Origin of the sequence: Candidatus Chryseopegocella kryptomonas, assembly GCF_001536065.1 — a bacterium.
GTDB classification, from domain to species: Bacteria; Bacteroidota; Ignavibacteria; order Kryptoniales; family Kryptoniaceae; genus Kryptonium; species Kryptonium kryptomonas.
The window spans coordinates 42,188-55,204 of sequence record NZ_CZVW01000006.1 but is presented as its reverse complement, the minus strand read 5'-3'; the positions used below and the strand labels follow the sequence as shown (position 1 = coordinate 55,204).

Annotated in this window: 11 protein-coding genes; 4 read left to right on the top strand and 7 right to left on the bottom strand. The window is 35.4% G+C overall.

Annotated features, from left to right (window positions below; genetic code table 11):
• Both AWW83_RS03595 and rfbB read right to left on the bottom strand, forming a co-directional pair.
• Positions 1-1,359: a nucleotide sugar dehydrogenase gene (locus AWW83_RS03595; RefSeq protein WP_420021878.1), complete on the bottom strand. Its 1,359-nt coding sequence runs from the start codon at positions 1,357-1,359 to the stop codon at positions 1-3.
• A gap of 15 nt (positions 1,360-1,374) precedes the next feature.
• Positions 1,375-2,397 carry a dTDP-glucose 4,6-dehydratase gene (rfbB, locus tag AWW83_RS03590; protein ID WP_092348628.1) on the bottom strand — a complete coding sequence of 341 codons (1,023 nt, stop codon included), beginning with the start codon at positions 2,395-2,397 and terminating at the stop codon, positions 1,375-1,377.
• Positions 2,398-2,502: 105 nt separating this feature from the next.
• On the opposite strand from rfbB, the gene AWW83_RS03585 reads away from it, so the two are divergent.
• Positions 2,503-5,940, top strand: coding sequence for a hypothetical protein (locus tag AWW83_RS03585; protein ID WP_092348625.1), 3,438 nt, complete (start codon positions 2,503-2,505; stop codon positions 5,938-5,940).
• Between the two features lie 5 nt (positions 5,941-5,945).
• Here the strand turns inward: AWW83_RS03585 and AWW83_RS03580 are convergent, their stop codons facing one another.
• Positions 5,946-6,785 carry an inositol monophosphatase family protein gene (locus AWW83_RS03580; protein ID WP_092348622.1) on the bottom strand — a complete coding sequence of 280 codons (840 nt, stop codon included), beginning with the start codon at positions 6,783-6,785 and terminating at the stop codon, positions 5,946-5,948.
• Positions 6,786-6,923: 138 nt separating this feature from the next.
• On the opposite strand from AWW83_RS03580, the gene AWW83_RS03575 reads away from it, so the two are divergent.
• Genes AWW83_RS03575 through AWW83_RS03565 form a run of 3 tightly spaced genes read left to right on the top strand, consistent with a single transcriptional unit; the run spans position 6,924 to position 9,849 of the window.
• Positions 6,924-8,120 carry a metallophosphoesterase gene (locus AWW83_RS03575; protein WP_143713878.1) on the top strand — a complete coding sequence of 399 codons (1,197 nt, stop codon included), beginning with the start codon at positions 6,924-6,926 and terminating at the stop codon, positions 8,118-8,120.
• Positions 8,117-9,091: a fibronectin type III domain-containing protein gene (locus tag AWW83_RS03570; RefSeq protein WP_092348617.1), complete on the top strand. Its 975-nt coding sequence runs from the start codon at positions 8,117-8,119 to the stop codon at positions 9,089-9,091. The genes AWW83_RS03575 and AWW83_RS03570 overlap by 4 nt, the downstream gene beginning before the upstream one ends.
• Positions 9,088-9,849, top strand: coding sequence for an ABC transporter ATP-binding protein (locus tag AWW83_RS03565; RefSeq protein ID WP_092348614.1), 762 nt, complete (start codon positions 9,088-9,090; stop codon positions 9,847-9,849). The genes AWW83_RS03570 and AWW83_RS03565 overlap by 4 nt, the downstream gene beginning before the upstream one ends.
• A gap of 12 nt (positions 9,850-9,861) precedes the next feature.
• Here AWW83_RS03565 and AWW83_RS03560 read toward each other — a convergent pair whose 3' ends face one another.
• From AWW83_RS03560 to speD, 4 genes are read right to left on the bottom strand one after another with little or no spacing between them, the layout of a single operon-like run.
• Positions 9,862-11,310 (bottom strand): DUF2851 family protein, encoded by a 1,449-nt coding sequence (locus AWW83_RS03560; protein ID WP_092348611.1) that lies wholly within the window; start codon positions 11,308-11,310, stop codon positions 9,862-9,864.
• The gene (locus AWW83_RS03555; protein WP_092348608.1) at positions 11,288-11,608 is read right to left on the bottom strand and encodes a hypothetical protein; all 321 of its coding nucleotides are present in this window, start codon (positions 11,606-11,608) and stop codon (positions 11,288-11,290) included. The genes AWW83_RS03560 and AWW83_RS03555 overlap by 23 nt, the downstream gene beginning before the upstream one ends.
• 15 nt (positions 11,609-11,623) lie before the next feature.
• Positions 11,624-12,511, bottom strand: a complete 888-nt coding sequence (gene speE / locus AWW83_RS03550; protein ID WP_268761452.1) for a polyamine aminopropyltransferase — start codon at positions 12,509-12,511, stop codon at positions 11,624-11,626.
• A complete protein-coding gene (gene speD / locus AWW83_RS03545) occupies positions 12,495-12,908 on the bottom strand; it encodes an adenosylmethionine decarboxylase (protein WP_092348787.1) in 414 nt (137 codons plus the stop codon). The genes speE and speD overlap by 17 nt, the downstream gene beginning before the upstream one ends.
• Between the last annotated feature and the right edge of the window lie 109 nt (positions 12,909-13,017).

Here is a 13,017-nt window from a genome sequence, read left to right as displayed (position 1 = left end):
TTAGAATTTGTTTTCATTTAAATTTTTCACACCAGCACCAAGTTTAACTATTTTCGCATTGCAATTTTTAACTTTGCCAGTTGCGTTTCTTGTGTCAATTATAACTTTTGAATTTCCCACAATAAATTCAAAATCATAAACGCTATGATCTGTCGTTATCACAATGATGTCAAAATCACGCAATGTTTCTTTGCTAAGTTCAATTGATTTGAATTCAAATCCATTTACTTCAACTTCTGGAACAAACGGGTCGTTATAAAATAAATTTTTCGCACCCTCATTTAAAAGTATCTCCATAATTTTCAAAGCCGGTGAAAGACGCGTATCATCAACATTTTTCTTAAAAGCAACGCCAAGAAAAAGTATTTTCGCATCTTTCAATGTTTTGGGAATTTTGCTTAACTCCTTCAAGATCAAATTCGCAACATAAAACGGCATTGATTCATTTGTCTCAGCTGCAAGTTCAATGAAATTTGTGTGAAAATCATATGCACGCGCAAGCCACGAAAGATAATACGGATCAACGAGTATACAATGTCCGCCAATTCCAGGACCTGGATAAAACGGCATAAAACCAAATGGCTTCGTTGAAGCAGCTTCAATCACTTCCCATATATCAATCTCGCCATTCCCCTTTTGAGCCATTCTATCGCACAATTGTGCAAGTTCATTCACAAGAGCGATATTAACACTTCTGAAAATGTTTTCAAGCAATTTGGCCATCTCCGCAACTCGCGGTGAAGAAACACAATGGACATTTTTTGAAACCTGTTTTATAACAAGTTCTGCAAGCTCGGTGCATTTCTGTGTAACTCCACCAACGATTACTGGGGTATTCACAAGAGTCCATTTTTTATTCCCCGGATCAATTCTTTCAGGAGAAAACGCAAGGAAAAAATCTTTTCCAACTTTCAAACCGCTTTTTTCAAGAACCGGTAAGACATATTTTTCAGTTGTCGTCGGAAATGTCGTGCTTTTTAAAATTATAAGTTGTCCCTGCTTTAACTTTTTTGAAATCTCTTCGGCAGAGTTTAAAATGTGCGAAATGTCCGGTTCTTTATTTTCTTTAAACGGCGTCGGAACACATATGAAAATCACATCAAGCGTATCAATGCAGGAATAATTATCAACAGCGGAAAGTTTTCCGCTACGGACAAGTTTTTTCAATCTTTCTGAATCAACATCAAGAATATAACTTTCCCCCTTGTTTAACTTTTCCACTTTCATTTTGTCAATATCAATTCCAACAGTCGTAAAACCTTTTGAAGCATACTCAACTGCAAGTGGAAGTCCAACATATCCGACCCCGACAACACCTATTCTTGCTTTCCTCTTGATTATCTTCTCTTTTAAATCCACACTCACACAGATGATTTAATTTTTCAATCTCTCGCCATACCAGAGCTGGTAATAATTCTGATACTCACCTGAAATCACCCTTTGCCACCAGCTTTCATTCTGAATATACCAGTTGATTGTTTCAGTGATCGCGTCTTCAAAACTATAAACTGGCTCCCATCCAAGCTCTCGCTTTATCTTACTCCAGTCCATCGCATACCTTCTATCGTGCCCGGGTCTATCTTTGACAAATTTGATCAAAGATTCAGGTTTCCCAAGCTTTTTCAAAATCAATTTAACAATGTCAATGTTCTGCCATTCATTGCTTGCCCCGATGTTGTAAATTTCGCCAACTTTTCCCTTTTGAATTACAAAATCAATAGCTCTACAATGATCAATGACATAAATCCAGTCCCGAACATTTCTCCCATCGCCATAAACTGGCAAAGGTTTATCGTTCAATGCATTTATAATCATAAGTGGAATAAGTTTCTCGGGAAATTGATAAGGTCCAAAGTTATTTGAGCATCTTGTTATGATCACTGGAACACCAAATGTTTTGTAATAAGCTCTGCACAGAAGGTCAGCGCTTGCTTTACTTGCTGCATAAGGTGAATTTGGTGAAAGTGGCATATCTTCGGTAAATTTACCCGTAGGTCCAAGCGAGCCATAAACTTCATCAGTTGAAATTTGAATAAATTTCTTAACACCAAATTTTTTCACAACTTCAAGAAGAACCTGCGTCCCTAAAACATTTGTCTTGATAAAAATTTCAGGTCCAAGGATGCTTCTATCAACATGCGATTCTGCTGCAAAATTCACGATTGTATCAACCTCAAATTTTTGAACTACATACTCAACAAGCTCTTGATTGCAAATATCACCCCTGACAAAATGATAATTCGGGTTATCTTCAACATCTCTCAAATTTTCCAGATTCCCAGCGTATGTGAGTTTGTCAAGGTTTACAACCCTGACATCGGGATAATTTTGAAGGATATACTTTACAAAATTACTGCCTATAAATCCAGCGCCACCGGTTATAAGTATGCTTTGCATTTAAAAAAATCCCTTCTTAATTTGATTTTTGACTTGTGAAAAGCTCAAATCATATTAAATCTATGAAAATGCGTTCAAAAAATCAATCTTCAATTTACTCCCGTTATGCGCGTTGCGTTTTGCATTTTTATTCTCTCGTTAAATTTGTGTTATGCTCAGCTTAGAAATTTTGAAATTGAGATTTCAAAAAACGACTCCATTGTAAATCTGCCGAATGGCTTTATCATTCCAAAAAGTGAGATTTTGAAAATTGACACAACAGAACTCGTCCGCGGGATTCATTATCTGATTGACTACAACAGCGGTAAAATTTTTCTACTTAAATCAATAAGGTCAAATCTTGATTCATCAAAAATCAAACTCAAAGCATTTTACAAAACAATTCCAATTGGGAAAACATTTTACAAATACACGAAGACAGAAATAAAAGACAGCACCAGAGCCAGCGGAGAAAATTTCAAAAGTGAAAAAAACGAAAATCCAGCATTAATCGGAAACATCCGAAAAAATGGAAGCATAGTTCGGGGTTTTACATTGGGGAGCAATCGTGATCTTACGCTTCAATCTGGATTTAACCTTCAACTTTCGGGAAATCTGACAAAAGATATTGAGGTTGTTGCATCACTTACAGATGAAAACATTCCAATTCAGCCGGAAGGGAACACGCAAACTTTGCAGGAAATTGACAAAATTTTTATTCAGGTTAGATCAAAAAATTTATTTGCTATCTTCGGAGATTATGACATTGGATATGGGATAAGCGATGAACAAAGTTTGTACTTTTCAGAGACGCCGGAGTTTGCAGGCGTGAGAAGAAGATTGCAAGGCGGAAAATTTCAATCAAATTATGAGTTTGAAAATTTCAAAACCAAAAACACAATTGCAATCGCATCTTCACGCGGAAAATTTGCAACAAATTATTTCAACGGCATTGATGGGGTTCAAGGTCCATACAGATTGACAGGTCAAAATGGTGAAAAAGATATAATTGTCATAGCTGGAACTGAAAAAGTTTATATTGATGGGCAACTAATGACGCGAGGTGAAAGCAACGATTACATAATTGACTATTCAACAGCAGAGATAACTTTCACTCCAAATCGTTTGATAACATCGGCTTCAAGAATAACAGTTGATTTCCAATACACTGACAGAAAATACGCTCGCAATTTTTTCGCTTTTACATCCGATAACCTGATCCTTGAAGATAAATTGAATTTATCCTTTTCATATTTTTACGACTCCGATAACAAAAATGCACCGATTGACTTTGTGCTCTCACCGTCGGACATTGAAATTTTAAGTTCAAGCGGAGATGACAATTTAAAAGCAGTAAAAAGCGGAGTTAATTTCGTCGGATTTGATTCAGCAAAGGGAATTGGGAAAGGTCAATATGTGAAAAAAGATACGATAATTGACTCAACAAAATATGAAATTTTCGTCTATTCGCCCGGGGATAAGCAGGCGCTTTACTCCGTTAGTTTTTCCTATGTTGGCTTTGGAAAAGGTGATTATATACGAAAAGGAATTGGAAAATATGAATTCGTCGGACGAGGTAAAGGTGATTATCTTCCGCTTATTTTTTTGCCAATGCCACAATCTTTACAACTTTTTGATTTAAAAGGAAAATACAAAGCCGGAAATTTTAATCTATTTTTTGAAACCGCACTCAGCAATTTTGACCAAAATCAATTCTCCGCAATTGATGACGCAAACAACAAAGGGATTGCTTTCAAATACGGGCTTGAATATTCAACAGGTGAAATTTCGGAAAAAGGATTAAGAAAGATTGAGTTTAACATCTTTCAAAGACAAAAAAATAAAAATTTCATCGGAATTGATAGATTTGATGTCGTTGAATTCAACAGAAAATGGAACATAGACGAAATCAGACAACTCAACGAATCAATAATTGAATCTTCTCTTCGCTTTGAAATTTTCAAGAAAAGTCAAATAAACTTTGGATATGGACAGTTGAGAAACGAAAACGAATTCAAAACAGACAGAGGCGTGATTGAATTAAAACTTGGTGAAGATAACGCACCAAAAATTGATAACACCGCAGAAATTTTAATCTCAAAATCAACTGAAACAAACTCAAAATGGCTCAGAAATAAAGGTCTTGCAAATTACAAATTTGGTTTTGTGATCCCATTTGTGAATTATGAAATGGAATTGCGAGAAATTTTAAACAATGGCGAATTAAATCCAGCAAGTTTCAGGTTTTTACGGCTTGTGCCCGGCGTTGAATTTTCGTTAAAAAAATTTAAAACTGGATTTTCCTATGAGCTAAGATTTGACGATGTCGTAAGAAATGGAAATTACGCCCGCTCAAGCATAATGAGAAATCAAAATTACAGAGCAAACTTTGAAAGCAAAGAGTTAAGCATAAACGCTGACTTAACACTTAACAAAAAAATCTATGTGAACCCAGATTCATCAAGCAAAAGCGTCAACAATGTTCTCGCAAGGTTTCAGGGAAAAGCTGAGTTTCTAAACAGAGCATTTAGAACGAGTTTCATCTATCGCGCAATGACAAAGATGATCTCACAACTTGAGCCAGTATTTATAAAAGTTCAACGTGGAACTGGAAATTACAGATACATCGGAGATTTAAACAACAATGGAATTCAAGACCCAAACGAATTTGAAAGGACAAAATTTGACGGCGACTATGTTCTGCTCACGCTTCCGGGCGATAAGATGATACCAAGTGCAAATGTTGACGCAAGCTTTAATTTAAGACTCTATCCCGAAAGATTATTCACGATTAAAACCACAATTTCAAAAATTCTTTCATCTATCTCAGCAGATACATACTTCCAAGTTTCTGAAAATAGTTTGGAAAATTGGGAAAAAATTTATCTTTTGAATTTGAGATATTTTCAACGCGAGGACAAGACAATCAGCGGTTCAATGACATTCAGACAGGATGTATATCTTTTTGAAAACAACCGAAAATTTTCTGTGAGATACAGATTTTTAAAATCAGGTGCAATGTACAGTTACAGCATAGCGAAGAAAAAAACATCTGGCGTTGAAAATTCTTTGAGAGTGAGATGGTATCCCGAGTATGATCTTGGGTTTCAGATGGAGGGATTGATAAAAAGCAAAAAATCAATCGGCGGATTCAGGGAAGATGAATCATTTGACATAAGCGGGCAGAGTTTGAACCTTGAAATTTTTTATAAGCCATTTAATTACATTGAATTAAGTTTTAAAACTGGCACTGGAAGAAACAAAGATATAAGCGGGAAAAGCGCGAACTTAAATCGCCAAAGTGTTAAGATAAGTTGGCTTTTGATGAATAAGGGAAGAATTGATTTTGAAGTTGAAAGAAATGAGGTCACAACACAAAACATCATCGGGACGCCGGGATACGAACTTGTTGAGGGAAATTATACTGGCAAAAATGTTTTCATGAGATTGAATGTTTCATATAGCGTTGGGGATTACATTCAAATTGGAGGAAATTATAACGGTCGCTTTACATCAAGCGGAATTGTCCACATAGCACAAGCGGAGGTGAGAGTATATTTTTGATGATTTCATTCGGATTTTAAAATTCTCAAAATCTCATCATGCAAGAATTCATTTGCGATGATTACACCGGGTTTTCGGACATTTTTTTCGTTATAAAAAATTTTACCACCGTGAGAATCTGTGACTTTAAGACCTGCTTCTTCAGCTATGATGTGAGCGCCTGCTAAATCCCATTCGCTTTTATCAAAAATGCTCACAACAGCATCCGCCCAACCACTTGCGACACTCACAATTTTATAAGCTATGCTCTCTCTAAATTTAACTTGACCAAATTTTGAAGCAAGAAGTTTAACCTTTTCAACTTTGTTAATTTCTTTCCTACTGACAATAACCGACGCTTCGGCGGTAGTTTTTCGCACATTGTTAAGTTTAAGCCTTTGAGCGGTTGAGTTTCTGAAAGATTTTTCATCTTTTGCTTTCAATAAAAATGCTCCTTCATTTTTAACGCCAAAATAAAGCTCCCCACTTACTGGATTATATACAACTCCAAGCACTGGAATTTTATCCTCAACAAGTGCAATTGAAATGGAAAACTCTGGAATTCCATTTAAAAAATCATTCGTTCCATCAAGCGGATCAACGATCCAAACTCTGCGTTTGCTTAATCTTGTTTCATCGTCGGTTGTCTCCTCCGAAAGCCAACCGTCATCCGGAAAATTTGAGGTGATTTTTCCTTTCAAAAGTTCATTTGATTCAAAATCTGCATTTGTCACTGGGCTTCCACGCCCCGATTTACTCTTATACTGCGTTTGAAGTTTATCTCTATTTTCAAAATGATTTTTCAAAATTTTTCCAGCTTCAATTGCCGACGCAATTGCTATTTCAAGCTCGCTTTGATAACTCACCTTAACTTGTTTTTTTGTGAGAAATTATCAAAAAAACTCAAAATAAAAAACGAAATTTGTTTTTATCTGCACAAATTTTTAAAATTTTAAGGAAACAAAAACAAATTTATCACACTGAACTTGCCCTGGGTATTGAGAATGACATTGCTTCTGCTTGGGTTGTTGATTTTGATCTATTCTTACTTGACACTTAAAATCTCAACCGCAGTTAAACAAACAATAAATCCGAATCAGAGCATTTTAAAATTTTTCACGATCTTCATTCCGTTATATCTTGTCTCATATCCCTTGGTTGGCTTGATTGGATTTTTTCTCGGGTTGCAAAGTTTGATCTCATCATTTAGATTTGGAAACAAAATTTTTGATGTTTTATTTACCTATCCATTTTGGTTCGGGCTTGTGTTCGCAGTCCAAACATTCTTCCCACTCCTTGCAATTGACATAGTAAAGATCATCTCATCATTAATTGCGACATCAAATCTGCAAGCTAAGATAAATTCCATCTTGCCGAGGTTAACTTTGTTAATTGCTCTCACAAGTGCGATATACTCCGGAATTAAAATTTACATTGACACAAATGCTATAAAACAGAAAACAATTGATTTTGAAATTGAAAATCTCCATCCTTCACTTAACAATTTTAAAATCGTTCACATAAGCGACATACAGGCGGACGCAAGAACCAAAAGAGAAAAAATTCAAAAATATATTGACATCGTCAATTCCACTAACCCTGATATTGTAATCTTCACAGGTGATATGGTCACATACGGGACTGAACACATCCCCATCGCTGTTGAGATGTTATCAAAGATAAAATCAAAATCTGGATTTTACGCTTGCATAGGTGATCACGATTACTGGGCTGGAATTGAGAACATAAAAAGCGAAATGCAAAAATATGGATTAAAACTTTATTCAAACGAAAATTTGAGACTAAAAATAAACAACGCAAACCTTACGCTTACATTCATCACAAACATTTACAGCGAAAGACCCAATTTTGAGACATTAAATTCTTTACTGAGCGAAAATAATGCGGACCTTAAAATTTTAATCACACATCAACCTTCTGAAAATCTTGTTGAACTTGCACATGAAAATGGTTATAAAATTTTTCTTGCTGGACACACGCACGGAGGACAGGTGACCTTTTCAATTTTCGGTTTTAAAATAGTCCCTTCAAGAGTTGAAACAAAATATGTCTCGGGTGATTATCGCTTTAATTCAATGTTGATAAATGTAAACAATGGGCTTGGCTTTACACTTGCTCCAATTAGACTTAATGCCCCAGCTGAGGTAACGATAATAAAACTTCGTTCAAAAGTTAAATGAGAAACTTCATTTTCGTTCTTGGTTTAATCATTTTAATCTCCGGTTGTTCAAGACAAATGGATGAGATCACAGGACCTGATAAAACCCCACCTTCACCACCACAAGGTCTTTATGTTTATTTTGCAGGCGATGGTATGGTCATACTCATCTGGCAAAATAATAGAGAACCAGACCTGTCATTTTACAAAGTTTATCGCGGAACCGATAGCATAAGGTTTCACTTGGTCGGTAAATCAACAGAAAATATCTTCACAGACAAAGAGCTTGATTATGACACAACTTACTTTTACTACATAACTGCTGTTGATAACTCCGGAAACGAAAGTGAACCAAGTTCAATTGTCAGCGCAAAACCAGTTAACATCTATCCCCCCACTCAACCATTTGGACTTGCTGTGTTCGCCCACAATGATCCAGATGGAATATACTTTAATCTGAACTGGTATAAAAACCCCGATGGAGACATAAAACTTTACAAAATTTTCAGAGCAAACAAACCCAACTTTACACCCGGCGATTCAAATTTAATCGCAACTTCTGAAACAAATTTTTTCCGCGACACATTAAATCTTTCAATGAATCAAAGATATTACTACAAAATAGTTGCAGTTGATAAAGGCGGACTTGAAAGCAAACCAAGCTTTGAAGACGACGACATAATTTTAAAAACACCAGAGCTAATTGAACCTAACGATAATTCAATAACTGGATACGACCCAACATTCAAATTCAAAAAAGTTGAAAATGCAAACGGATACATAATTTTTCTTTCAACATCAAAATATGGAAATGAAATTTGGAAGAAAATCATTTACGGACAAAATCAATCTGACACAATTTCTGTAAATTACACAGGTCCTTCACTCTACAACGGACGAACCTACTTCTGGAAGATTGCAACTTTTTCAAAAAGCGAAAACATAATAAATTCAATAAGCGAGATAAGAAATTTCACCGTCAGCGTAAGATGATTGAGGCAATAAATTTAATAAAATACTTTGACAAAAAACTTGTTCTGGACAATATAAGTTTTAGTGTGCGTAAAGGAGAAATTTGCGGTTACATTGGACCAAACGGAGCAGGAAAAACAACAACGATAAAAATTTTAACAGGGATAATTAAACCAACAAGCGGAACAGCATATATTGATGGAATAAATGTCAAAGAAAATCCAGACGATGTAAAAAAAATCATTGGCTATGTTCCCGAGTCAGGTGCGATATTTGAAACTTTAACGCCAGTTGAATTTCTCACATTTGTGGGTAAAATTTACAGAATGAGTGAATCTGAAATCACAAGGAACATATTTGAACTTATGGAACTTTTTGAAATTTATGAATTCAAAAATGAGCCGATGTTAAGTTTTTCAAAGGGAATGAAGCAAAAGATATTTTTAATCTCCGCATTGATGCATAATCCAAAAGTTTTATTTCTTGATGAGCCGTTAAACGGTCTTGACGCAAATGCAATTAAAATCTTCAAAGAGTTCATTAAAAAACTTGCTCAAAACGGACGAACTGTTTTTTACTCATCTCATCTTCTTGATGTGATTGAAAAAATTTGCGATAAATTGATCATAATAAATCGCGGTAAAATTGTTGCAAGCGGAACGATTGAAGAGATATTGAAAATTTCAAATGCCCAGAATTTAAGCGATGCGTTTTCAAAATTGACAGAAAGCGTGGAGCAAGTTGAAAAAATTCAAAATTTCATAAACCGAACAAAATAAATTCACTCAAAATTACAAAAAGAGTTTATTACCGATGGCGCAGGCATTGCAGAGTGAGTTTGAGCAGTAAAATTTGAAAAGATGTATCCCGCCTTGATGTGTCAAACCTGAAGAAGAAAGTTTAACTCTCCCGAAGAAAAGCTCATCTTCAAGTTTTGCGGTGATCCAGTTTGCTGAAAGGTTCGGAAAATTTTTGTAAATCTCAATTACTTTCTTTTCAAGTTCCCTGTTTTTGAAAATTCTTGAAAATGTCATCATTACTGGCAAAACCGCATTGACAACTATCTCACGCGCTTTTGAAATTCCAACCATATAATCAGTTTTAACCCCACGAGATTTGCCGAAGTTATAATGTGTTTCCCAGTATCCTTCCGACTTAACGCGGAAAAGATTTTCAAGTCGCTTAACTTTTTCAAAAACATCCAAATTTGAAATAATAATTTCGTTTAACTGAGCGTAAAAATCTTCGTGTATCATCCGCCAGATTAAAACCGAAGCGCCACCAAGTTTAAATGCTGGAGAATTTGCTGGTCTGACAGATGAAAAATGCCATTCCGAATGATGTAAAACCTCACGATGATAATAACCACGCACGTTCATCCATTCTTTTTTAAGTTCGTCAATGAAAAGTTTTGTCTCCGCATCAAGTTTTTTCCCGGAGTAATGATCAATAAATCCAGCCACACCGAAGAGAAGTGCTTGAATTCTTAAAATTTGTTTCTCATACGAATGTGCAAACGAATGTTCGGAGATAAATTTTAATGTTAAATTTTGTGCAAGTTTCTGAAAGGGCAATTTATTTTTTGAATAGCCCAGTGCCTCCATAACCTTCTCATATAAAAGCTGATCCCAGACAAATCTGTGTGAAAGTTGATAAAGCGAATAACTTTGATAGGTTGGAAAATAATCTTTCGGGGAGTCGGAAATTAAAAAGAAATTTTCATCAATTATCTCGCTCAATCTTTCGCTTAAATTTCTCGCTTTAAAAAACAAACGCGTAAGCCCAAGATTTTTAATCCATTTTAATTTCTCCTCAACCGAAACAATTTTATTGACGCCATAGCACTTTATCTTGTCATTTTTCGTGATTCTCCCATGTAAAATTTCATCACTTTCAATCTCTGCAGTTAAAACTTTTCTACCCGAAACCGTCTGAACAAAGCCATCTCCTGTGTCATCGTGAAGAACAACATGAAGGATGACCGTGTTATATCTTTCATCAAGATGATGTTTATGGTTTTTCCAGTCCGATGCTTTTATGTGAATCTCAACATCACCACGATAAATTTTTCCATTAATTTTTACTTTTGCGTCAGTAAAATCAGCTCCATCTGTTGTGTTAACTTCTCCCGTATCAAGGATTTCTATCTCATCGGAGTTTTTTGTTTTGAGTTTTAATTTCCCAGCGTGGGAAAGCCAGATTGAGTAAAGAGATATTTCATCTATATTTTTTCTGCGCATTTAAACTTTTCTCGTCAAGATGTTTTTTAACTTCATCAAAAAATTCCGCCCATCTCTTCGGATCTTTGCTATATTCAGCGGTGATAGAATCAACCTGGCTCATTGTCAAGTTATTTGACTTCAAAAGCGAATCTATTTCCTGTTTAAGTTTGATTGAATCATTTCTAAACTTTTCGGTCAAGAATAAAATTTCTGCGTATGTTTGAACAATTTTTTTATCAGTGCCCTTTCCTTTCTCAGCGTTACAAGATAAAAAAAGTGTCAAAATCAAAATTATGTATGCAACTTTGAAATCCACCCGTTGCGTGAATCTTTATTTAAGCAAATTCTCAAAGAAGTTCGGAAGAGCAAATGAAGCGATGTGAATTTTATCGTTGTAATACCTTAAACTTTGAACAATTTTCTTGACTCTATTCGGATTGAAATCTTTTATGGGGTCAAATTTTTTTGAGCCAAGGACAAAACTTATAACCCCGCTTGCATAGGTTGGAACATTTGCAAGATAAAAGCGAACTATTGGGAAATACTTTTTGAAAATTGAATTTATTTGCTTTATCAGATCTGGAAAAACAAAAGGTGATTCCGCCTGCGCAACGATTATACCTGAATCGTTCAAAGCAGAGAAAGCATCTTTGTAAAAACTCTCCTCAAAAAGTCCAACCGCTGGACCTATTGGATCGGGAGAATCTATCAAAATTACATCATAAACTCCCTTTTTACCTTTGACGAATTCAATTCCATCTTGAAAACTTATTTCAACTCTATCATCATCAAGATGTGATGCCACCTGAGGGAAATAAATTTTTGCTGCGTTGACAACTTCCTCATCAATTTCAACGAGTTCAACTTTTTTAATTGTTTCGTGTTTTAAAATTTCTCTTACAGCACCGCCATCTCCTCCGCCGATGACAAGAACATAAGTTGGCTCGGGATGTGTGAAAAGTGGAACATGTGCTATCATCTCGTGATAAATAAACTCATCCTTTTCAGTAAGCATAATAAATCCATCAAGAGCCATAACTCTGCCGTGATCGTATGACTCAAAAATTTCAATTTTTTGATATGGAGTTGTTTTTTCAAAAAGTTTGTACTTCACCCTTAAAGATATAGCGGTATTCGTCGGACCATATTCAGTAAACCAGTAGTCCTGTTTCCTACTACTATTTGGAATATCAGTATTTACTTCACTTTTCTCCTGCAAGAACTCCTGTTGTTATTTTCTTTGTAATCGTGTTGTTAATGTTGTCAGCAAGCCCGCGTTTTACCTCCATAAGATAGGCACTTTTGGCTTTGAATTTCTCCTTCAAATACTGATAACTAACATACGGGTCAACATCATCACCACATGTAAAGACATCAACCGCTGCATATCCATATTCTGGCCAGGTGTGAATTGTAAGATGCGATTCTGCGATTACAACAACCCCACTTACTCCGTGTGGATTAAAAGTGTGAAAAAAAGTTTTTACGATCGTTGCTCCCGCAAGTTCAGCAGATTTGGTGAGCGTCTTTTCAACAAAAGCGACATCGTTTAAAAGTTTTCTGTCGCAGTTGAAAAGTTCAATCAAAAGATGCCTGCCTAACGCTTTCAATTTCACCTCCTCCTGTTTTTTAGAGTTTGACAATTCTAAAAAACACAATAATAAATAATAAATTTTTTGTTAAGTTTCAAGTTTTGAAACGAAAAAGGGGCTTTCATACGAAAGC